The sequence below is a fragment of the Aeromonas sp. R4-2 genome (genome assembly GCF_040908295.1).
Classification (GTDB): Bacteria; Pseudomonadota; Gammaproteobacteria; order Enterobacterales; family Aeromonadaceae; genus Aeromonas; species Aeromonas veronii.
Genome location: NZ_JBFODL010000019.1, coordinates 20297 through 42443, shown reverse-complemented (window position 1 = coordinate 42443; position 22147 = coordinate 20297). Strand labels below are relative to the sequence as shown.

At 58.2% G+C, this 22147-nt stretch carries 23 protein-coding genes and 1 pseudogene; 10 read left to right on the top strand and 14 right to left on the bottom strand.

Features of this window, described 5'->3' with window-relative positions; translation table 11 throughout:
• Nucleotides 1-195 precede the first annotated feature (195 nt).
• A complete protein-coding gene (locus AB5Y99_RS16605; RefSeq protein WP_005350656.1) occupies nt 196-1020 on the bottom strand; it encodes a protein-glutamate O-methyltransferase CheR in 825 nt (274 codons plus the stop codon).
• Nucleotides 1021-1037: 17 nt separating this feature from the next.
• Nucleotides 1038-1949, bottom strand: coding sequence for a chemotaxis protein CheV (locus AB5Y99_RS16600; RefSeq protein ID WP_005334174.1), 912 nt, complete (start codon nt 1947-1949; stop codon nt 1038-1040).
• Nucleotides 1950-2093: 144 nt separating this feature from the next.
• Here AB5Y99_RS16600 and flgA point away from each other — a divergent pair, with 144 nt between their 5' ends.
• The 3 genes from flgA to AB5Y99_RS16585 all read left to right on the top strand — a co-directional run bounded on the left by flgA (nt 2094) and on the right by AB5Y99_RS16585 (nt 3602).
• A complete protein-coding gene (flgA, locus tag AB5Y99_RS16595; protein WP_323892614.1) occupies nt 2094-2777 on the top strand; it encodes a flagellar basal body P-ring formation chaperone FlgA in 684 nt (227 codons plus the stop codon).
• A gap of 91 nt (nt 2778-2868) precedes the next feature.
• Nucleotides 2869-3189, top strand: coding sequence for a flagellar biosynthesis anti-sigma factor FlgM (gene flgM, locus AB5Y99_RS16590; protein WP_005334177.1), 321 nt, complete (start codon nt 2869-2871; stop codon nt 3187-3189).
• Entirely contained in the window at nt 3186-3602 is a 417-nt protein-coding gene (locus tag AB5Y99_RS16585) for a flagella synthesis protein FlgN (protein WP_040066163.1), read from the top strand. The genes flgM and AB5Y99_RS16585 overlap by 4 nt, the downstream gene beginning before the upstream one ends.
• A gap of 36 nt (nt 3603-3638) precedes the next feature.
• Here AB5Y99_RS16585 and yfcE read toward each other — a convergent pair whose 3' ends face one another.
• Together yfcE and AB5Y99_RS16575 are read right to left on the bottom strand one after the other, a co-directional pair.
• Nucleotides 3639-4181, bottom strand: a complete 543-nt coding sequence (gene yfcE, locus AB5Y99_RS16580; RefSeq protein WP_323892506.1) for a phosphodiesterase — start codon at nt 4179-4181, stop codon at nt 3639-3641.
• A 10-nt stretch (nt 4182-4191) separates the two neighbouring features.
• Entirely contained in the window at nt 4192-5829 is a 1638-nt protein-coding gene (locus AB5Y99_RS16575; RefSeq protein WP_323892505.1) for a peptide ABC transporter substrate-binding protein, read from the bottom strand.
• A gap of 156 nt (nt 5830-5985) precedes the next feature.
• Between AB5Y99_RS16575 and AB5Y99_RS16570 the strand changes: the two genes are divergently transcribed.
• Nucleotides 5986-6885: a DMT family transporter gene (locus tag AB5Y99_RS16570; protein WP_323892504.1), complete on the top strand. Its 900-nt coding sequence runs from the start codon at nt 5986-5988 to the stop codon at nt 6883-6885.
• 19 nt (nt 6886-6904) lie between these two features.
• Here the strand turns inward: AB5Y99_RS16570 and rsuA are convergent, their stop codons facing one another.
• The gene (gene rsuA / locus AB5Y99_RS16565) at nt 6905-7597 is read right to left on the bottom strand and encodes a 16S rRNA pseudouridine(516) synthase RsuA (protein ID WP_323892503.1); all 693 of its coding nucleotides are present in this window, start codon (nt 7595-7597) and stop codon (nt 6905-6907) included.
• 168 nt (nt 7598-7765) lie between these two features.
• Between rsuA and AB5Y99_RS16560 the strand changes: the two are divergent.
• Nucleotides 7766-8973, top strand: a pseudogene (locus tag AB5Y99_RS16560) (HD-GYP domain-containing protein).
• Nucleotides 8974-8990: 17 nt separating this feature from the next.
• On the opposite strand, the gene AB5Y99_RS16555 reads toward AB5Y99_RS16560, so the two are convergent.
• Together AB5Y99_RS16555 and fsa are read right to left on the bottom strand one after the other, a co-directional pair.
• Nucleotides 8991-9170, bottom strand: a complete 180-nt coding sequence (locus AB5Y99_RS16555; protein WP_021231068.1) for a hypothetical protein — start codon at nt 9168-9170, stop codon at nt 8991-8993.
• 128 nt (nt 9171-9298) lie between these two features.
• Entirely contained in the window at nt 9299-9952 is a 654-nt protein-coding gene (fsa, locus tag AB5Y99_RS16550; protein WP_005334193.1) for a fructose-6-phosphate aldolase, read from the bottom strand.
• Nucleotides 9953-10080: 128 nt separating this feature from the next.
• Here fsa and AB5Y99_RS16545 point away from each other — a divergent pair, with 128 nt between their 5' ends.
• The 4 genes from AB5Y99_RS16545 (at nt 10081) to AB5Y99_RS16530 (ending at nt 16232) form a co-directional block, all read left to right on the top strand.
• Entirely contained in the window at nt 10081-10977 is an 897-nt protein-coding gene (locus AB5Y99_RS16545) for a glycyl-radical enzyme activating protein (RefSeq protein ID WP_368210199.1), read from the top strand.
• A 4-nt stretch (nt 10978-10981) separates the two neighbouring features.
• The gene (locus tag AB5Y99_RS16540; protein ID WP_368210197.1) at nt 10982-13414 is read left to right on the top strand and encodes a formate C-acetyltransferase/glycerol dehydratase family glycyl radical enzyme; all 2433 of its coding nucleotides are present in this window, start codon (nt 10982-10984) and stop codon (nt 13412-13414) included.
• Between the two features lie 93 nt (nt 13415-13507).
• Nucleotides 13508-14254 (top strand): DNA-binding transcriptional regulator YciT, encoded by a 747-nt coding sequence (locus AB5Y99_RS16535; RefSeq protein WP_005350628.1) that lies wholly within the window; start codon nt 13508-13510, stop codon nt 14252-14254.
• A gap of 127 nt (nt 14255-14381) precedes the next feature.
• A complete protein-coding gene (locus AB5Y99_RS16530; RefSeq protein ID WP_368210194.1) occupies nt 14382-16232 on the top strand; it encodes an extracellular solute-binding protein in 1851 nt (616 codons plus the stop codon).
• 94 nt (nt 16233-16326) lie between these two features.
• Here AB5Y99_RS16530 and AB5Y99_RS16525 read toward each other — a convergent pair whose 3' ends face one another.
• Entirely contained in the window at nt 16327-16719 is a 393-nt protein-coding gene (locus AB5Y99_RS16525; RefSeq protein WP_005334204.1) for a DUF2750 domain-containing protein, read from the bottom strand.
• Nucleotides 16720-16878: 159 nt separating this feature from the next.
• Complete coding sequence (locus AB5Y99_RS16520) at nt 16879-17427, bottom strand: hypothetical protein (RefSeq protein ID WP_368210193.1); 549 nt, start codon at nt 17425-17427, stop codon at nt 16879-16881.
• A 245-nt stretch (nt 17428-17672) separates the two neighbouring features.
• Between AB5Y99_RS16520 and AB5Y99_RS16515 the strand changes: the two genes are divergently transcribed.
• Entirely contained in the window at nt 17673-17921 is a 249-nt protein-coding gene (locus AB5Y99_RS16515) for a TIGR02647 family protein (protein WP_005334209.1), read from the top strand.
• Here AB5Y99_RS16515 and AB5Y99_RS16510 read toward each other — a convergent pair.
• The 5 genes from AB5Y99_RS16510 to pdhA all read right to left on the bottom strand — a co-directional run bounded on the left by AB5Y99_RS16510 (nt 17908) and on the right by pdhA (nt 21886).
• Nucleotides 17908-18213, bottom strand: coding sequence for a hypothetical protein (locus AB5Y99_RS16510; RefSeq protein WP_144712481.1), 306 nt, complete (start codon nt 18211-18213; stop codon nt 17908-17910). The two genes, AB5Y99_RS16515 and AB5Y99_RS16510, sit on opposite strands and share 14 nt — an antisense overlap.
• A 90-nt stretch (nt 18214-18303) precedes the next feature.
• On the bottom strand, nt 18304-18513 hold the full coding sequence (locus tag AB5Y99_RS16505) for a cold-shock protein (protein WP_005302803.1): 210 nt from the start codon (nt 18511-18513) through the stop codon (nt 18304-18306).
• A gap of 208 nt (nt 18514-18721) precedes the next feature.
• The gene (locus AB5Y99_RS16500) at nt 18722-19822 is read right to left on the bottom strand and encodes a dihydrolipoamide acetyltransferase family protein (RefSeq protein ID WP_323892498.1); all 1101 of its coding nucleotides are present in this window, start codon (nt 19820-19822) and stop codon (nt 18722-18724) included.
• Nucleotides 19819-20805, bottom strand: coding sequence for an alpha-ketoacid dehydrogenase subunit beta (locus AB5Y99_RS16495; RefSeq protein WP_270656603.1), 987 nt, complete (start codon nt 20803-20805; stop codon nt 19819-19821). Before AB5Y99_RS16495 ends, AB5Y99_RS16500 begins: the two co-directional genes overlap by 4 nt.
• Nucleotides 20798-21886: a pyruvate dehydrogenase (acetyl-transferring) E1 component subunit alpha gene (pdhA, locus tag AB5Y99_RS16490; protein ID WP_100654074.1), complete on the bottom strand. Its 1089-nt coding sequence runs from the start codon at nt 21884-21886 to the stop codon at nt 20798-20800. Before pdhA ends, AB5Y99_RS16495 begins: the two co-directional genes overlap by 8 nt.
• Nucleotides 21887-22147 lie beyond the last annotated feature (261 nt).

Genomic DNA, 22147 nt, shown 5'->3' with positions numbered 1-22147 from the left:
GGCAGGAGCATCTCGCGCATTGGGTCAGACGGCATCATTTGGCCACCTTAAGGCTTCAACCACTTTTGCAGTGGCGAGATATGGTAGGTAAATAGAAAGACGGTGCTGTAGATAAAGAAAGAGGGAAGCTCGCGGCTTCCCTCTTTGTATGAACTGGCAATATCCGGCAGACCCCGAATATCAAGGCGGTCAGGCCTATTTTACCTTGTAGACAATCCCCGGATTACAGCGGATCATCTCGAACCGGTCAGTCAACCCGGCCAGTGACTCCGACGCTCCCAGCATCAGATATCCACCGGGGTTGAGACTGGCAGCAAACTGGTTGAGGATCTTCGACTTCACTTCCGGCGCAAAATAGATGAGCACGTTACGGCAAAAGATAATGTCAAACTTGCCGAGCAGACTATAGCTCTCCAGCAAGTTGAGTGGCCGGAAGGTGGTCAATTTTCTGACTCGCTCGGCAACCCGCATCTTGTTGTCACCGTAAGGCTCAAAAAACATCTTCTTGCGCTCCGGTGACAAACCGCGCGCCAGAGCAAGGCTATCGTAAACGCCTTCCTTACACTGATTGAGCATGGTCGTCGAAATATCCGTCCCGACAATCTGCACTCCACCAGGCAAGGTACCCGGCTTTTTCATCTGCTGCTCCAGTGCCGTCATGGCAATGGAATAGGGCTCCTGACCTGACGAGGATGCGGCTGACCAGATCTTGATGGGACGGCCACTTTTCCCCAACTCGGGGAAAATCTTGTCGGTAAGAAGCTGAAACGGATAGGTATCACGAAACCAGAGGGTCTCGTTGGTCGTCATGGCATCCACCACGGCCATTTTCAGGTCACGCTCTCGCACACTCATTGCACGGGTAACCAGATCAGACAGACTCTCGATGCCAAACTGAGCCATCAAAGGTGAAAGACGGCTCTTCACCAGATACTGTTTGTTATCCCCCAGCACAATTCCGCTCTGTACCGCCAGAAAATTGCTGAACTGTTTGTATAAGTCGTCCGAAAGTGTCTTCATGCAGCTGTTCTTCTTTATTAGAGTGCGTTTTGTACGGCCTTGGCCAATTCATCAGGCTGGAACTTGGCGATAAAATTGTTCGCACCAACTTTCTGCACCATTGCCTGGTTGAATACTCCACTGAGCGAGGTATGCAGAATAACATGCAAATCCTTGAGATTGGGATTATTCCGGATCTCGGCAGTGAAGGTATAGCCATCCATTTCCGGCATTTCGATATCCGAAATAACTAGCGCAACCTGATCCTTGATAGGACCATTTTTGGTCATTTCCAGCAGCATGTTCAATGCTTCGCGGCCATCTTTTGCCAACACGCACTCGACGCCGATGGCCTCAAGCGCACGTTGTACCTGTTTGCGTGCCACTGAGGAGTCATCCGCAACAAGAACAGGACGCCCCAGAGTCGGGTGGTCGACGCTGGCCTGAACCAACTCCTCACTCACATCCGTTGCAACCGGTGAAATTTCATTCAGTATCCGCTCAACATCAAGAATTTCGACCAACTCGCCGTCGACTTCAGTCACGGCTGTCATGTAGTTGATGCGACCCGCACCTTTGGGCGGAGGCAGGATGGATTCCCAGTTCATATTGATGATGCGCTCGACCGAATGCACCAGAAACCCCTGAATAGAGCGGTTGTACTCGGAGATGATAATGAAGCATTTGCTCAGATCATCAATCGGGCGTTTGCCAACCGCCATGCTGAGGTCGATGACCGAGATAGTCTGGCCACGAATATGTGCGACCCCGCGGATGCAGGAGTTCAGTTTGGGCATCACGGTCAAGGGGGGACACTGCAACACTTCACGCACTTTGAATACGTTGATGCCAAATCTTTGACGTCCATTGAGACGAAACAACAACAACTCCAGCCGGTTTTGCCCCACTAGCTGGGTACGTTGGTTGACCGAGTCCAGGATACTGGCCATAAACACTCCCTAAAAACGCTTGGCATTAATCATGCATGCGTGATGGATTGCGTCAGACTATCGATGTGACAACGAACAGATTCTGAAGCAATCATAGTTAAATATGGTGATATGCGTGAACAACTTATCGACCAACGAGCGAAAATGATTAACCGACTTTTACTCATCAGCCTCTTTTTTGGCAGCATATCTTCCAGCTACGCCTCGGACGTCACTACTTATCTGCAAGAAAAGGCACAAGAGTTCGTTTACAGCCAGCTGGATATTCCGTTGGATGCCAGAGCAGAGGTCACCTCTGCCACGCTAGATGAACGGCTCCCACTGACCCGCTGCGAAGATCTGCTCACTATCAGCTTACCAGCAAAAATGGAAATTCGCCGTAATACAACAGTTTACCTTAAATGTGAGGAAGAAAGGCCCTGGGACGTCTATCTCCCGGTGCGGGTCAGCATTCAAAAGCCCTATGTCACTGTGGCCAACCCCATCGCCAAGGGGGACCTGCTGAGTGAAAGCCAGCTGGTGTTGGCCTATCAAGATCAGACCCTGATCCGCGGCGACTACCTGACTGACACAACCCCTCTTGTCGGAGTACGCAGCAAGCGGGAGTTAAAACCGGGGCAACCCATCCGTTTGAGCCAGGTTTGTGTAGTGTGCAAAGGGGATCAGGTCACCTTGACGGCAGAAAACAGCAACTTCCAGATCAAAACCATGGCCCGAGCCTTGCAAGATGGCAGCTTCGGAGAGATCATCAAACTCGTCAATATTCGCTCCGGCAAAACCGTTGAGGGTAAAGTCAGTGCAGTAGGTGCCGTATCCGTCACTTTTTAAATCCGGATCCTTGACAACTTTTTTCTAAAGTTTTGATCTGCCGCACCGATAAACAGGTAAGCAAACCTTAAAGCAGACGAAGGTAACTAAAATGGCCATCAACAATATCAACAACTTGGCGAATAATCGGTTGCAAAATACCGCTAATAGCCAGGGGACAGGCAGCAAGTCAGTCACCTCATCGCCCGAAAACAAAGCGGCTACTGTCAAGCTGGACTCCGTCTCCTTGACCAGTGAGGCGCAACAATTGCAAAAGATGCAACAAAACCTCAATACCGCCTCGACCGGCAATGAGAGCAAGGTCGAACGGCTGAAAAAAGCCGTCGCGAGTGGCGAATATCAGGTTAACAGCGACGCTGTGGCCAAGAAGATGTTCAGTTTCGAGGCCAATCTGGACAAAGTTCTGGGATGATGGATTTACCTTCGTTACTGCACACCCAAGATGATTACCTCAGCCAGATGCAAGGCATTCTGGAAGAGGAGTTCAGCTTGCTCGAACAGCATCAGGCACTGGCCCTGCCCGCACTGACCGAGCGCAAACAGCAGTTGCTTGCTGCGATAGAAACCCTGGACAAGACCCTCGCAGAGATGCCGGAACTGGCACTGCAGCTGGCAGCCTATCCCGACGAGATGGCACAGCTTCGTGCAAAACTGGATGCCTGCCAGGCACAAAATGATATCAACGGTCGCTTGCTTGAATTGAGCATCGTCTCCAACCGTCGTCTGGCAACCTTTCTGAGTCAGCTGCGCGATCGCAACAGTCTGACCTATGACGCCAAGGGTAATACTCGCTCTGGCACCCGCTCCTATGGTATCAAGGCCTGACATCTCTTATCAGGCCTTGCATTTTTGCTGTCCGTTTTAAAGCTCCAGTCGCAACAGCTCTCGCCCGTTCTCACACGCATTGACGCGCAGTACCCCGTCCTCATAGCACCCGTAACTGGCAGGCAACTCGCCGCGCGGGAAACAGATCGACCCCGGGTTCATCAATACCCGCTCCCCCTGCCACTCCAGCACCGGCACATGGGTGTGACCGCTCAGGAACAGACTGCCCGGCGGTAGCTGTACCTCGTCCGGGCGATAAAGATGGCCATGGCTGACAAACCAGCGCCGCTCATCGACCAGCAACTGGTTGTAGGGGGCTGTGATGGGAAAGCGCAACAGCATCTGATCCACTTCGGAATCACAATTGCCCCGCACCGCGATGATCTGCGGTGCCAGCTCGTTGAGCCGATCAGCCACGGCGGCCGGGTTATATCCCTCCGGCAGAGGATTGCGCGGGCCATGGTTGAGCAGATCGCCGAGCAGCAGATAGTGGTCCGGCTGCCAGGGCTCAAGTTGGGTCAGCACCCGCTCCAGCGCAATGATGCTGCCGTGGATGTCGGAAATGATGGCAAGTTTCATGAAATGCTCCTCACTGCGGGCTGAAATAGAGATCCTTGGTGGCAATCGTCCCTTTCAAATTCTGGCTGGGCAGCCCTCGCAGCGCGGGATCGACTAGTCTCATCTGATTGTAATGATACACGGGGAGGATCGGCGCCTCCTCAAGCAGCAACTGTTCGGCATGCCGGTAGAGTTCAACCCGGCTCGCGCTGTCCAGCGTATTGGCTGCCTGCTCCAGCAACAGATCAAAGTCGGGATTGCAGTAGCCGCTCTCGTTGCGCAGGTCCTGACAACGGAAGCTGCCCAGCATGGCAGACGGCTCCACGTAATCGCCAAACAGGAAGCTTCTGGCCACCTGGAAATCACCGCTATCCTTGGCCACCTGATAGGCACCCCACTCCAGACTGTTGAGGGTGACCTGTACCCCCAGCTTCTGCCACATGGCGGCAATGGCCATCGCCATCTGCTTGTGGGTTTCTGCGCTGTTGTAGGTAATGCTCAGCTTGAGTGGATTGGCACTGTTATACCCGGCCGCTGACAACAACGCTGCCGCTTTGGCCTGGCGGGTCGGCATATCTTCAAGCGCCACAGGCAATATCACCCGGGGGTAACCCGGCATCTCCGGCAACAGCGACCATGCTGCCTGTTCATCCTGCCCGCTCACCGATCCAATGAGCTGCTGTCGATCAACCGCCATGGAGAGCGCCTGACGCACCCGCACATCCTGCAGTTCGGGTCGCTTCAAATTGAACGCATAGAGATAGGTGCCAAACAGCGGCAAGCCCCAGAGCCGCTCCGGAGATTCGCGCTTCATCTTCTGGTAATAGCCGAGGGAGACCTTGTTGGTGAGCTGGATTTCACCAGCCTCATAGCGCAGCCGTTCGGCATGTTGCGAGGTGATCGGCAGGTAGGTGACCCGTCCGATACGGGTGTGAAGGTCATCCCAGTAGTGGATATTGCGCTCGGCTTCTATCCGCTCGTTCGGCGTCCAGCTTGCCAGCCGATAAGCACCATTGCTCACCAGCTTGCCGGGCTCGGTCCACTGTTTGCCAAATTTGGCTATCGCCTTCTGATTGACTGGCACAAAGGGGCGCTGACTGATGAGTTGCAGGAAATAGGGAGCCGGCCGCTCCAGAGTGATTTTCAGGATCTGATCGCTTTGCGCTTCAATGCCAAGATTGCCGAGCTCCAGCGCACCGGCATAGATGGATTGCGCATTGTTGATCCCCGTCGCCAGCAGCAATCCGGCAGAAGGAGAGTTGATGGCAGGATCGAGCAGACGGCGCCAGGCATAGACAAAATCAGCGGCCACCAGCGGCTCGCCATTGGACCACTTCAGTTGGGGACGCAGGAAAAATCGCCACTCCAGTCCATCTGCACTCACCTCCCAGCGCTGGGCCTGAGCGGGGACAATATGCCCCTGCCCATCATCGCTGACCAGCCCTTCAAACAGATCGACCAGTACCGCCTCCCCCGGGAAACCTGAGCGCACCAGTGCCGGATCCAGCGACTCCGGCTCGGCACCGTTGCCCTTGACCAGGGTTTGCCGATCGGCAAGCAGAGGCTGCTGCTCAACGGTGGTGGCATGGGCCAGGGGCCCAGCCAGCACGGCAAGCAATAGCGGGGAGAGCCAGCGTTGCGCCAGCTTGGGGAAGAAACCATACCTCATGACAAAACCTCGAATAAAACCACTGCAGGAGGGGAAGGCCGACGGCGCGCCTGGTGAATGCCTGAAGCCGCTCTTGTTATCCCCGAAAACGCCCCGTATTGTATCGGGCTTGCCCGGGAGATGGAGTCTTTCGGGTTAATTTTTTCAGGAGTTTTTATGGGTTATGAGTGGCTGGCCCTCGCGTCGGCCAGTTTATGGGCAGTTGCAGCGCTAATTTCGGTCAAACCGGCCCGTCATCTCGGCGCATTTGCCTACAGCCGCTGGCGCATGTTTCTGGTCAGCCTGATGCTCGGCACCATGAGTCTGCTCACCGGTGGCTGGCAAACCCTCACCGCAAGCGCCCTGCCCCTGCTCGCCATCTCGGGGCTGGTCGGTATCTTCGTGGGCGATACCGCGCTGTTTGCCTGCATGAACCGGCTGGGGCCAAGACGCAGTGCCATGCTCTTCTCCTGCCATGCGCTGTTTTCCGCCCTGCTTGGGCTCTGGCTCTTTAATGAACAGCTGACGGGCTGGCGACTGCTGGGGGCCGTGCTGGTCTTTGCCGGCGTGATGCTGGCGATCCTGTTTGGCAGACGCAGTAGCAACAACGAGTGGGAGCAGATCCGTGGCAATCTGGCGTTGGGAATTGGCCTTGGCCTGACGGCGGCATTGTGTCAAAGCGTGGGAGCCATCATCGCCAAGCCGGTGATGATGAGTGGTGAGGTGGATGCGGTGAGTGCATCGGGTATCCGGATGGGCAGTGCCCTGCTGGCCCATTGCGTCCTGCGGCTGGGGCGCTTGCCGCTGGCCATGCCGCTAAAACCGGTCAATCGCCATATCCTCGCCATGATTGCCACCAACGGTTTTCTGGCGATGGGGCTGGGGATGACGCTGATCCTGATGGCGCTGCGGCAGGGCGAGGTGGGCATGGTGGCCATTCTCTCCTCCACCACGCCGGTACTGCTGCTGCCGCTGTTGTGGTGGCACTCGGGGGAGCGGCCATCCATTGCCGCCTGGGCGGGTGCACTGATTGCCACCCTGGGCACGGCGCTGGTGCTGGGTTTCAGCACTCACTGACACCCGGCACCATCCCAGATCAGAACAGGGCAATCTCCTCAGCGGTCAGCTCGCGGTATTCACCGGGGGCCAGATCTTCGTCCAGCGTCAGGCCGCCCACCCGCTCGCGATGCAAGCCAACGACCTTGTTGCCGATGGAGGCAAACATCCGCTTGACCTGGTGGTACTTGCCTTCGTGGATGGTCAGGCGTGCCTCGCACTCACTGAGAATTTCCAGCTGGGCAGGACGAGTTTTATCGGTCTCGTTACGCAGGTAGACCCCTTCGGCGAACAGCGCGATCGCATCCGGGCTTACCGGATCGGCCAGCCAGACGTGATAGGTCTTGGCACACTCGTGACGCGGTGAGGTGATGCGGTGGGACCATTGACCATCGTCGGTCACCAGCACCAGACCCGTGGTATCGAGGTCGAGGCGACCCACTACGTGCAGCTTGCCCATCGCCGGTTCATCCATCAGGAAGAAGACGGTCGGGTGATCCGGATCCTCGTTGGAGCAGACATACCCTTCCGGCTTGTGCAGCATGAAATAGCGGTTGCGCTGCTCCAGCGTCAGCAGCACGCCGTCAAACTCGATCTGGCTCTGCTCATTGATATGAAAGGCGGGCTGCTTGACCACAATGCCATCCACCATGACCTCACCCTGACGGATCAGTTTGCCTGCCAGCGAGCGGGTCAAATCGGAACAATCGCACAGAAATTTATCAAGCCGCATTCACAACCTCGGAGTCCAACAAGTAAAGGGGCGTCATTATATCGGGCGGGGGCGACAACGCCACTGTTAAGGGGTTGCCAATTATGACGAACTGGTCATCCGATGTTACACTTCTCCGGTGTGACCCATCCGAACGATACTCATAATAATAAGAGTCAGGAAGCCCTCATGAAGTCTCAAGCATCCTATCCCGTCATTCCCGTCAACCAGCTGAAACCCGGCATGTATGTCATTGCTATCGCCAGCCAGACAGGTGGGATGGAGATCGCCCAGATGGGCTTGGTGACCAGCGTGGCGCAAATTGCCAATCTGGTGCGTCAGGGGGTGCTTACGGTACGCATCGATCTGGCCCGCAGCAAGCTGGGCAGTGCCGAGAGTGACGCCGTTACCTCCCCCGATCTCAATGCCAACAGCGCCCAGGTAGGGCGCCGTGCCAGTGCCAACGGCGAAGGACGGGAGCTTAAAATCCGCCGCCTCTATCAGGAAGCGCGCGAGCTGCAAGGCAAGTTCATTCGCCACCTCAAAGCGGGTGAGCCCATCGACATCACTCCGCTGGCCGAAGTCGCCGAAGAGATGGTGGACACCATGTTCACCCACGGCGATGCCATGCTCTGTCTGGCCCGTATTCGCGCCAAGGATGCCTACCTGATGGAGCATTCCATGAACGTGGCTATTCTGCTGGCCAACTTCGGCCGCTATCTGGGGCTTGAGCGCAGCGTGCTCAAGGAGTTGACCCTGGGTGGCCTGCTGCACGACGTGGGCAAGATCATGACCCCGGACGAGGTGCTCCACAAACCGGGCAAGCTGACCGACGAGGAGTTCGCCATCATGCGCCAGCATGTGGTGCACAGTTACGAGATCCTCAGCAATACCCCTGGCATCACCCCCACCATGCTGGAGGTGGCCGCCAACCACCACGAGCGGCTCGATGGCTCCGGCTACCCGCAGCGACTCAAGGGGGAGCAGCTCTCTCTATATACCCGGATGAGCGGCATCGTCGATGTCTATGATGCCATCACAGCGGATCGGGTCTACAAAGCAGGTATGCAGCCGACCCAGGCCTTCCGCATTCTGCTCAAGGGGATCAATCAGCACTTTGATGCCGAACTGGTTACCAAGTTCATCAAGTGCATGGGGGTCTATCCGGTGGGCACTCTGGTACAGCTCTCAAACCAGCGCCTGGCTATCGTGATGCAGCGCAACGAGCAGCAGCCGCTCAAGCCGGTGGTCAAGGTGATCTATCACGCCACCCAGCGTCACTACCTCGACGTACAGTGGCTGGATCTGGCCAAGTCAGGAGTGCAGGAGAGCAGGAGAGCATCGAGAATACAGTCGACCCCAAAGAGTTTGGCATCAACCTCGCCAACTTCTTCTAATCCCTCACCTCAGATATTCATGATTGGCGCTGGCTGTCGAGCCAGTGCTGGATCAGAAACTCCTCATCCAGCGGCGAGAGATCAAAACGCAGGCTGGCCTCTTCAATGGCAGAGATATCATGCTGGTGATGCTCGCTGAGCCAACGCACCGCACGACGCAAATCTTCACCATGGGGGAGTAGCAGATGGTCGCTCATGGGATACCTCCGGTAGACTGCAGGGCGGCCAGCGAACGTGGCCACCTGTTTCAAGTCTAGTCGGTCATCTCCATCACCCGCGCTTCTTCACCCCCACCTCAATCACGCCAATCAGCTTGCCACCGGGATCAGCGACCGAAAGCGCGCTGCCAATCCTGATCGAACTTCACCAGCGCCGCATCCACCGCAGGCACGTTCAGCAACTGCTCCGCCACGTCGAGCGGCAAGGTGATCGATTGGCAACCCGCCAGCAGGCAATCGAGCGCCTGACGGGGAGTACGGAATGACGCCGCCAGCACCTTGCTGTTCGGGGCGTGCAGCGCAAGCAGCTGTTGCAGCTCCTGCACGGTGGCGATGCCATCGCCCCCCTGAGCATCCAGCCGGTTAACGTAGGGCGCGACATATTCCGCCCCCGCCACCGCCGCCAGCCAACCCTGCAGCGGGGTATAGACAGCGGTGCCCAAAGTCGGCACACCGTTGGCGGTCAGGCTCTTGATGGCCGCCAGCCCCTCTGCGCATACCGGGATTTTGATCACCAGATCCGGGTCCAGCTCACGCAGGGCAAATGCCTCGCGCACCATCTCGGTTTCGGTTTTGGCCATCACCTGGGCAAACAGGCGCGCCTTGGGGCCCAGCACGTCGCGCAGGGCGGGCAGCAGCTCACAGAGCGGCAATCCCCCGGCGGCGGTAATGGAAGGATTGGTGGTGACACCGGCCAACGGCAGGATCCGTGACCAGCGACGCACTGCCGCCACATCGGCGGTATCGAGATACAGCTCCATCTCTAACTCCTTAACGGGATGTTCAATATGTCGCCATTCTAGCGATAAAACATCTGCAAATAGCTTGATCGCAATCAAATCAACTTTCGAATGAAAGCAAATAGAATGCAAATACAAAAGGAGGCGGTATGATTTTTGACCTGCAACGATATTCAACTCACGATGGCCCCGGCATTCGCACCCTGGTGTTTCTCAAGGGGTGCTCGCTGGCCTGTCGCTGGTGTCAAAACCCGGAAAGCCGCTCTCCCAAGCCGGACATACTACTCGACCGGCGCCAATGCATCGAGGGATGCCAGCTCTGCAGCCAGGCGTGTCCGGCAATCTTGCGTGACAGCAAGGGCATCCAGCTCAGCCGTTCTGCCCTCAAGGCCGACGATATGGAACGGCTGCGCGGCCTCTGCCCCAGCGAAGCGCTACAGGTGTGCGGTCGGGATGACACCCTGGACACCCTGATGGACACCATACTGCGGGATCGCCCCTTCTTCGAGCGCAGCGGCGGTGGCGTCACCCTCTCCGGCGGCGAGCCCTTCATGCAGCCCGACTTTGCCGCGTCCCTGCTCGCCCGCTGCAAGGCAGAAGGGCTGCACACGGCGGTCGAGAGCTGCCTGCATGTGCCCTGGCACCAGATTGAGCAAAGCCTCCCCTCACTGGATCTGGTGCTGGCGGATCTCAAACACGTGGATAAAGAACGTTTCTTCCACTGGACCCGCGGCAAGGTTGAGCAGCCCATCGCGAACCTCAAGCGCCTCGCCGAGCGCGGCGTGCCCATGCAGATCCGGGTGCCGCTCATTCCCGGCTTCAATGCCGACCGCGCATCGATCAGCGCCATCATCGACACCGCCGCCAGCCTCTGCACCGTGCAGGAGATCCACTTCCTCCCCTATCACACCCTGGGGATGGGCAAATATGCCCTGCTGGATCTGCCCTATCAGGCGCCGGACACACCGCTCGATGACCCCGATTTACTCAGCTTTGCCCACGCATACGCACAACGTCAGGGGCTGACCCCTGTGACCAGAGGATAAGATCATGACCCAGCTCGACCTCAATACCCTCAGCCCGCGGATCCGCGCCCACAAAGAGAGCCTGATCCACATCGTTCAGCCACCGGTCTGCACCGAGCGTGCCCGCCACTACACCGAGGCCTATCAGGCTCATCTCGCCCGGCCGCTGCCGGTGCGCCGCGCTCTGGCGTTGGCCCATCACCTCAAGGAGCGCTCCATCTGGATCAAGCACGACGAGCTTATTGTCGGCAATCAGGCCAGTCAGGTGCGGGCGGCGCCACTGTTTCCTGAATACACGGTGAGCTGGATTGAGAAGGAGATCGACGAGCTGGCAGACCGTCCCGGCGCCGGTTTTGCAGTCAGCGAAACCGACAAGGAGATCATCCACGCCCTCACCCCCTTCTGGCGCGGCCAGACGGTGCAGGATCGCTGCTTCGGCCTCTTTACCGACGAGCAGAAAGCGCTGCTGGAGAGCGGCATCATCAAGGCCGAGGGCAACATGACCTCGGGGGATGCTCACCTCGCGGTCAACTATGAGGAGCTGCTCACGCTGGGGCTCGATGGCTTCAAGGCCAAGGTGGCCGAGCGGCGCAGTCGGCTGGATTTGGCGGATTGGGCCGATCTTCAGCGCGAGCAGTTCCTGCACGCCGTCGCCATCACTCTGGATGCGGTCAGCGCTCACATCGCGCGCTACGCCGCCCTTGCCCGTGACATGGCAGCACAAGAATCTCGCCCCGAGCGCCGAAACGAGCTTGAGACCATCGCGCTCAACTGCGCCCACATCGCCCACCAGTCCCCCGAGACCTTTTGGCAGGCACTGCAGCTCTGCTACTTTATCCAGCTCATCCTGCAGATCGAATCCAATGGCCACTCGGTGTCGTTCGGCCGGATGGATCAATACCTCTACCCCTGGTATCGCCGCGAGGTGGAATTGTCGGAATCCCTGCCACGGACGCGCGCCATCGAGCTGCTGCAAGGGTGCTGGCTCAAGTTGCTGGAGGTGAACAAGATCCGCTCCGGCACCCACTCCAAGGCATCCGCCGGCAGCCCGCTCTATCAAAACGTCACCATTGGCGGCCAAAACTGGCGGGATGGCAGTGCCCATGACGCAGTCAATGGCCTCTCCTACGCGATTCTGGAGTCCTGCGGCCAGCTGCGATCCACCCAGCCCAACCTCTCGGTGCGCTACCACGCCGGGATGAGCGAGGATTTCCTCGACGCCTGCATTCAGGTGATCCGCTGCGGCTTTGGCATGCCCGCCTTCAACAACGACGAGGTGGTGATCCCCGAGTTCATCAAGCTCGGGGTGAGCGTGGAGGATGCCCACCACTACGCCGCCATCGGTTGCATTGAGACCGCCGTACCCGGCAAGTGGGGCTACCGCTGCACCGGCATGAGCTTTATCAACTTCGCCCGCATCCTGCTGGCCTCCCTCGATGGTGGCCGCGATGCCACCACCGGCAAGGTATTCCTGCCCCAATCCCAGTCGCTGCAAGACGGGAGTTTTGGCAACTTTGACGAAGTGATGGCCCGCTGGGATGAGCAGGTGCGCTACTTCACCCGCAAATCCATCGAGATCGACTGCGTGGTCGACAGCGTGCTGGAGGCTCAAGCCCACGACATCCTCTGCAGCACCTTGGTAGATGACTGCATCGAGCGCGGCAAGACCATCAAGGAGGGGGGCGCCGTCTATGACTGGGTATCCGGTCTGCAGGTGGGGATTGCCAACCTCGGCAACAGTCTGGCGGCCCTGAAGAAACTGGTGTTCGAACAGGGTGTGGTGGGGCAGCAAGAGCTGGCTGCCGCGCTGGAGCAAGACTTTGCCGGGCTGGCGGGGGAGCAGTTGCGCCAGCGCCTCACCAATGCCGCCCCCAAATACGGCAACGATCTGGACGAGGTAGACCTGCTGCTGGTGCAGGCTTACCAGAGCTATATCGATGAACTCAAGGGGTTGCACAACACCCGCTTCGGCCGTGGCCCCATCGGCGGCACCTACTATGCCGGCACCTCCTCCATCTCGGCCAATGTGCCGTTCGGTGCCGCCACCATGGCTACCCCGGATGGCCGCCACGCCCGCACGCCGCTGGCGGAAGGGGCCAGCCCCTCGTCGGGTTCGGATCGTCTCGGTCCGACAGCGGTATTCAACTCCATCGGCAAGCTGCCCACGGCGGCCATTCTCGGCGGGGTGCTGCTAAACCAGAAGCTGAGTCCGGCGAGCCTTGAGAACGAGCGGGACAAGGCCAAGCTGATGAGCCTGCTGCGCACCTTCTTCGAAGTGCACAAGGGGTGGCATGTGCAGTACAACATCGTCTCGCGCGAGACCCTGCTGGCCGCCAAGGCCAATCCGGATCAATACCGGGATCTGGTGGTGCGGGTGGCGGGCTATTCGGCCTTCTTCACCGCCTTATCCCCGGATGCGCAAGATGATATCATCGCCCGCACCGAACACAGTCTCTGACGGGGCGCCCCCATGGCGCCTGTGACGTCATATGATTGGCAAGCCACCCTCGGGTGGCTTGCCGCTATCCACCACCTTGCATGCGAGCCCACCATGAATCCACGCCACCAACTGATCCTCACTCTGGTCCATCAGGCTCGCAAGATGAGCGTGAGTGAACTCTCCCGACACACAGGTGTGTCTGAGGTGACGGTGCGCAACGACCTCACCGCGCTGGAGAAGCAGGGACTGCTCAGACGGGTACACGGCTCGGCCATGGCGCTGGAGACCGATGACCCGGATGCCCGGATGAACATCAATTACCTGCTCAAGGAGCGCCTCGCCGAGCGTGCCGCCCAGCTGGTGGAAGATGGCGAGACGGTCTTTATCGAAGGGGGCAGCGCCAACGCCATGCTGGCGCGCCATCTGGCCCTGCACAAACGGGTCACCATCATCACCATCAGCAGCTATATCGCCCATCTGCTCAAAGACACCCCGGCTCAGGTGGTGCTGCTCGGCGGGCTGTTCCAACATCAGAGCGAGAGCGTGGTGGGGCCGCTCACTCGCCTCTGCATCGAGCAGGTGCACTTCTCCAAGGCCTTTATTGGGGTCGACGGTTTTCATCCCGAGATGGGGTTCACCGGCCGCGACATGATGCGGGCCGACGTGGTCAACAGCGTGCTGGCCAAGGGGATGACCAATGTGGTCATCACCGACAGCAGCAAGTTCGGCGCCATCCACCCGAGCCAGCTTGGCGCGCCGGGCCAGATCAACGTGCTGGTTACCGATGATGCCCTGCCCGCCCCCATGCGGGCTGCCATTGCGGCCAAGGGGATCACCCTGCACTGCGTTGCGGCCTAGGCCACCCGCTAATTCACGCTATTTCATTGACCTGACAGGATAAAATTTTCATGATGAGCCAGTCCCCATCGGGACTGACATCATCAGAACATGATCTGCAGGAAGCAGACTTCAGGAGAGCAAGGACATGCCATCGACCATCACCGCCGGGGGGCGCCGCCTCCCCCCTATCATTCGCGCCACCGCCATCACCCTGACCCTGTGCTGGAGCCCGTTTGGCTGGAGCGCCACGCTGCCCGCCGACTTGAAGTGGGAGAGCAACAACCAGGATCCTCTCTATGCCGATCCGGCCGCCAAGCGCGGCGGCACCTTTCGCACCTTTATGACCAGTTTCCCCCTGACCCTGCGCAAATATGGCCCCGACTCCAACGGCGGCTTTGCCGGTTACGTGCGGGAAACCAACCTGCCACTGCTGAGCACTCATCCCGTCACCGGCAACCCCATGCCGATGCTGGCAAACGAGTGGGCTTTCGGCGCCGACAACAAGACCCTCTATTTTCGCATCAATCCCAAGGCGCGCTGGTCAGACGGCCAGCCGGTCACCGCCAATGACTGGCTCTTTACCCTCAAGATGATGCGCAGCAAAGAGATCAACGACCCCTGGTACAACAACTACTACAGCACCCAGATAGCCGATATCACCAAGTTTGATGATCACACCCTGGCCATCACCAGCGGCACCGAAAAGAGCCGTCAGGATCTGCTCGAATCACTGCCCGTCAGCCCGGAGCCGAGCCACGCCATCAAGCTCACCGCCAACTGGGTCAAGGAGTACAACTGGAAGGTGTTGCCGGTCACCGGCCCCTATCAGATCGATCAGGTGAAAAAGGGTAAATCGGTCACCTTCAAGCGGATTGAACACTGGTGGGGGGATGACGAGCGCTACTTCCAGCATCGCTTCAACCCCGCGCGGATCGAGATCAAGGTGCTCAGGGATCTGAACATCGCCTGGCAGCACTTCCTGCGCGGCGATCTCGACAGCTTCCCGCTGGTGATGCCCAACTGGTGGCACGACAAGACCAACACCGCGGAGTTCGAGAAGGGGTATATCGCGCGCACCTGGTTCTACAACCAGACCCCGCAACCGCCGATGGGGCTCTATCTCAACACCGCCGATCCGCAGCTGAATAATCTCGATGTGCGGCTCGGGGTCCAGCATGCCCTCAACCTCGACAAGATGCTCACCACCCTGCTGCGGGGGGATTACCAGCGACTCAACAGTTATGGCTCCGGTCAGGGTGAATTTACCAACAGCGAGATCAAGGCCCGTCCGTTCGATCCCAAACTGGCACGGGAATACTTTGCCAAAGCCGGTTTCAACAAAGTGGGGCCGCAGGGAATTTTGCAAAACGACAAGGGGCAGTCACTGACCCTCGCTATCACCTACACCACGGCGGAGCACGCCCAGCGGCTCACCTTGCTACGGGAAGAGGCCAAGAAGGCGGGGCTTAATCTGGAGCTCAACCTGATGGATGCCTCGGCCGGTTTCAAATCGATGCTGGAGAAAAAGCACCAGAGCGCCTGGATGGCCTGGGCGGGCAGCCGCTATCCCGCCTATTGGGAGTTCTTCCACAAGGTCAACGCCAACAAACCCCAGACCAACAACATCATGAACATCGATGACGATGCCATCACGGCTCTGGTGGAGCAGTATGACAAGGAGTTCGACTTTGCCAAAAAGGCGGCCCTGTCACGGCAAATCCAGCAGCGGCTCTATGAGCTGGCGAGCTTCGTCCCCGCCTATCAGGTGCCCTACACCCGGGAAGGCGCCTGGCGCTGGATAAAACTGCCAAAAGTACCTGCAACACCCAAGAGCGAGCAGCTTTACTGGCCTCTTGGGGGCGACAACAGCGGTTACAGCTATGGCGGTCTGCTGTGGATTGATGAAGAGCTAAAATCCGAGACCAGGGCAGCCATCAAGAGCGGCAAGACTATCCCGGCCGAGCCCATCATCGACACCACTTATCGCCAGCCCTGATAGCGACAACTCATTTGGCAAACAGACCTAAAACAAAGACCCCGCCAGATAGCAGGGTCTTTGTTGGCAACCGGTGTTGTGAATCGAGCGGTTATCAGCCGCGTTTGGCCTGCTTCTCGGCAATGGCGTCAGCCACGTCAGCCGGCTCCAGCACGATGCCTTCCTGATCCGGGGTCGGGAACACGGCAACACACAGCTCGTCCTGCTCCATACCGTCAACCCAGCGCTCCAGCCATACCTTCAGGGTGATGGACTGCGGCTTGCAATCGGCCCACTCGCCTTCAGCCCACGCCTTGGCGTACTCCGGGTGCGGCCATACCGGGATGCAATCTTCATCGTCGGTGGTCAGCATCATGACGCCATGCTCGTCAGTCAGGACGAACAGCTCTTCATGCTCGACCAGCTTGCTGATGAAGTGATCGTAACGGTAATCAGCGTTCAGTTGCAGCGCGGCATTGCGCTCGGTGTCGCTCAGTTCATAGCTCATTGGCCAAGTCTCTCTCTCGATAAAGGGCGCCATGTTCACATCTTGTCGTCAGCTTGTCCAGCTTGCAGCCCCTTGGCACCGGATGGGGAGGGCAATGACGCCAATAAGGATAGAGCAGCCTCCTCGATAGCGAGACCGCCAGCCATCATATTGCCCCTTTTACAACGCAGGGGTGATCAGCTCCACATCAGGCTGCTCGCTCAGCTTTTGCCGCAGCCAGTAGGCGGACTCCACCTCGACAAAGCAGAGCAGATCCCGGCCATTGGCCGCCATCGTCATCAATTGTTCAAAACGCTGCTGTTGCTGTTGCTCCCAAGCGGCAGCAAGTTTCACCCCGTGGGCTTCATCCACCACTTCACGACGTAGCTCGAACAGGTTATCGGTGATCGGGCTGTTGATCTTGGCGGCGGTGTGCCAGTACATCAGCAGGTTATCCATCATCTCGCTGTCGTAGTTGGCCAGCGCATCCAGCTCGGGTGTCTCACCGCTGTCGCTGGCGGCAAAATCACACCAGCCCGCATCGAGTGACGCCAGCTCATGAGCCCCATTGGCATGCTTGCGCAACAGTGCAATGTCGGCCCCCTTGCGTGCAGGCAACCATACCTCGCCCTGATGGGCATCCAGCAGTGACGTCAACGAAGCAGCGTGGTAAACCGGAAAGCGGGTACAAAGTGAATGCAGCAGGGATACCAGAGTGATCTTGACCATGAGCGATACCTTGAACAGGGCGAACAGCCACCAATAGACCGTCCGATATAAAGAAGTGCCCTATCCTACCACGTTTGGTCCGGCTCGGCCCTTGGCGAAGCTGTCAGCCAACCATCTGATTACGCCGAAAAAAACAGCATTTGAAACGCAGCATCCAGCCAAAGATCAATAATTTGAGCCAGCGCCCACTAAAGTGGATCCGGGGATGCTAGTTTGCATACATCTTTAGCGTAAGGAGTAAATCCATGATTGGGATCGACCAGGTTTCTAACGAATTCGTGAACGATTTGAAAATACTGGCATGCTTTGATCCGGCCAACATGAGCCTGGGGATTAAATTACGCAGCGATATGTCTGAAGAGTTGTGCCAGGCGGCAGCCCGTCTGCATCAACAGGGGCTCATCAGCGCAGAAGATGGCGGCTATCTCACCCCGTTTGGCATGACCATGGTTGAACACCTGCAACATCTGCTGGTCGCACTCAAACCGCTTTGACCGGCTGTGGTGCCCAGAGCGAAAAGTTGAGTAGCTCCCAGCGCTCCCCTTGGTGAAGATGACAGGCAAACAGCAAAGGACCTTCGGGTCCTTTTACTTTGCCATCCACCAGCCACTCCCCCTCCCTTTCAGGCACCAGTCGCGCATTCACCTCATCGGGTTGCTGTGCAGTGCCCATCCGGACCTGGACAAATTGCTGGCAGATCATCTGTGCTTCCATCGCGGATTGCATCGGTACCGGCGCATCGGACGTCGGAGTCAAGGTGGCAGCAAGCAGGAGCGATAGCAGCATGATTCAGCACATAGGAATTAGTAGCAAAAGCCATATAAACAAAAAGCCGTGGCACCAGAGGTACCACGGCTTTCTTAAATTCTGTAAGAATTACAGAGCGGTTACGTTCTCAGCCTGCGGGCCTTTCTGACCTTGGGTCACAGAGAACTGTACGCGCTGACCTTCAGCCAGGGTACGGAAACCGTTACCTTGAATGGCGCTGAAGTGAACGAAAACGTCCGGGCCGTTTTCTTGCTGGATGAAGCCAAAACCTTTGGTTTCGTTGAAAAACTTAACGGTACCGGTGATCATGTTAGACATATCTTTTAAACCTGTATTCAAAATAATTACTTATGCTTTTCAGCGGGTAAAGCTCAAAAAACGGGATTAACTTATGAACAACAGGACAAGATGTGAAACATCGTATTCATTGACATAACTATCGCCCTTTCAAGCTGGTTTGGATTATACGTGGCTTTGTAGATTACGCAAACAAATTTGTGCCCTGCCAATGACAGGGCACAAACCGTTATAAGGTGGCTGCTTCCAACGCTTCGACCAGCGCTCTGAGAAAACGAGCCGCCTCCCCGCCAGTACAGGCTCTGTGGTCAAATGTCATCGACAGCGGCAATGCCCTGACGGGACGCGCTTCACCATGGATGAACACCACTTTTTCGAACAGTTTGCCTGCCCCTATGATGGCCACCTGCGGCGGCGTGACGATGGGGCTGGCATAACGGCCTGCGATGGCACCGAAGTTGGTGAGCGTAATGGTCGCCCCCTGCAACATCTCGCGCGGCACGGCGCGCGCCTTCACATCGGCGATCATCCGATCCAGCCCCTGCCGGATATCCCCCCCCTCCCGCTCGGCCACGTTCTCCATCACCGGCACATAGAGGCCATGCTTTGAATCCACCGCGATGGCCACATTGACCTCTTTGAACAGCCGCCGTGACAGGGTGTCGCCATCAAACCAGGCATTCATCGAGGGCTCGGCGCGGCACGCCACGCCAATGGCCTTGATAAGGCGCACCGTCACATCCTCATCAGGCCGCCAGTGACGCAAATCCACCTCGTCGGTGATGCTGACCGGCACCACAGTCTGATGAGAGAGCTCCATCGCCTTGGCCATGGCCCTGCGCGACCCTTTGAGGAATTCGTTGCCACTGCTCTGCTGGGCCTCGAATGCCTGCTGCACATCCAGCTCGGTCACCATGCCGCCGCTGCCACTTCCCTTGATCCGGTCGATTTCCAGACCCAGCTTCTGCGCCAGCAGGCGCACGGCAGGCATGGCTTGCACCAGCGCTCCCCCCGGGGCAATGGCCCCCACCACGAAGTGATCCTCGATATGCTGCTGATGGGCACTCACCTTGCCCACCACGGTGCCATCATCTTCGCCCCCCTCGAACTCCACCAGCGGCGCACCGATATGGAGGATATCCCCCTCGGCGCCGCAGAGACGGGCAATCACTCCGGCTACCGGAGAGGGCACATCCACCAGCGCCTTGGCCGTTTCCACCGACAACAGCACCTGATCGACCTCGACGGTATCCCCGGCACTCACCTTCCATTCGACGATCTCGGCTTCGGCCAACCCTTCACCCAGATCCGGTAATTTGAAAAATTTCATAGCCACTGGTTCTCCATCAGCTGGTGAGCGGCATCGGCGATATCCTGCTCGGTGATGAGGTAATACGCTTCGTTGCGATAGTAGGGAACGGCTGCATCCACGCCGGTCAGCCGTTTGGGCGGCGCCTTGAGGCTGGGAAGTGCCTGCTCGGTCACCCGCGCCACAATTTCGGCCCCGACTCCGAAGCTGCCACACGCCTCGTGTACCACCAGTAAACGGCCGGTCTTGCGTACCGAGGTGAGGATGGTCTCCATATCCAGCGGCTTGATGGTGGCCAGATCCAGCACCTCGCACTGGATATCCTGCTCGGCCAGCAGGTTCGCCGCCCGCATCACCTCCTGGATGCAAGCCCCCCAGGCCACTACCGTGATATCCCGGCCCGGGCGCAGGGTGAAGCAGACATCCAGCGGCAGGCCGACACCGTCATCCACCACCTCGGATTTCATCGAGCGATAGATGCGGTCCGGTTCGAAAAACATCACGGGATCCGGATCGCGGATGGCCGAGAGCAGCAGGCCATAAGCACGCCTCGGGCTGGAGGGGATCACTACCCGTATCCCAGGGATATGGGCAAACAGCGCCTCGACACTCTCGCTGTGATGTTCAGGCGAATGAATGCCCGCGCCATACGGGGAGCGATAGACAAGGGGACAGGAGAGGCGGCCACGGGTGCGGTTTCGCATCCGCGCCGCCTGACAGATGATCTGCTCCATCCCGGGGAAGATGAAACCCTGAAACTGGAACTCAGCCACCGGCTTGAGCCCCTGGGTCGCCATGCCGACCGCCACCCCGGCGATCAATCCCTCGGCAAGCGGCGTGTCGATCACCCGCTTGAAACCGAACTTGTCGCGCAGGCCCACAGTGGCGCGAAACACCCCGCCGTTGACCCCCACATCCTCGCCCAGTACCACCACATCCGGGTCGTGTTCCATCTCGTAGTGAAGGGCCATGTTGACCGCTTCCAGCAAACTGATCTCACTCATGACCAACCTCCTGCTTCATCCCCTTGGCAATCACTCGCTCGCGCTGGGGCAAGAGTTCGGCGGGCAGGCTGGCATAGTGATAATCGAGCATCGCCTCCGGCGGCTGGGGCGCCATCGCCTCATAACGGGCAACCGCCTGCTCTACCTCTCGGGTAGCCTCCGCCAGCAGGCTCTGCTCCTGCTCCTCATCCCACCAGCCCTGGCTGTGCATAAACTGGCGCAGCCGCTTGACCGGCTCTTTCGCCCAGGCGGCCTCGACCTCGGCCCCATCGCGATAGCGAGTGGCATCGTCGGCCGTGGTGTGATCGCCGAGGCGATAACTGACCGCTTCTATCAGGGTCGGCCCCTTGCCGCTGCGGGCCCGTTCGACGGCATTGCGCGCGGCATCGTAGACCGCCACCACATCGTTGCCATCCACCTGCAGGCTGCGCACCCCTGCACCAATCCCCTTTTGGGCCAGCGTAGGAGCGCTCGATTGCAGCTTGCGCGGCACCGAGATGGCCCACTGGTTGTTGTTGACGATGATGACCATCGGCAGATGCCAGACCCCGGCGCAGTTGAGCCCCTCTAGAAAATCACCCTTGGAGGTACCGCCGTCGCCGATAGTGACTACGGCGACGCGCGGTTGATTACGCAGTTTGAAGGCCGAGGCAATACCGCAAGCGTGGGTGATCTGGGTGGCGATGGGGACGCAGATGGGGAGATCTTCAGAGGGGGTCCCATCGGGTTTGAGAAAATAACTGCCCCGCTCGTCACCACCCCAATATTGCAGGTTCTTCTCCATCGGCACGCCCCGCACATAGAGGGTGGGCATGTCCCGATAGTAGGGAACGTAGACATCCTGCGGCTGCATGGCCAGACCAATGCCAATCCCCACGGCTTCTGCGCCGAGATGGGAGGGAAAAGTACCGAGTTTGCCGGTTCGTTGCAGCGCAATCGCTTTTTTGTCATAGCTGCGCACCATCACCATATTGCGGTAGAAGGTGTGCAGTATCGCCTTGTCCAGCCAGGTCGGTAAGGTGGCGACCGGGCACCCTTCCGCATCGAGGTAACGAAGGAAAGGGATGTCGACATGGGTCATAACTGGCTCCTTGCCGTTGTGAGCGTCACCGATGCTGGTGACACCTAGATGTAAATACCTTGTTAAATAAAAAGCAAAGAGATTTGCTCAGGTAAGACCAGTAGAAACTTCTTTAAAGTAGCGAAGGAGCTGAATTTTCGGCGATGAGTGGCAAGATATGCCGTAAATGGTGCAACTTTGCAGCGCTGAATGCAGGATGCAAAATGTGAAAAAGGGGAGCCTTGCCCCCCTTCTGTTACTCAAGTCAGCGGTTACACCAAC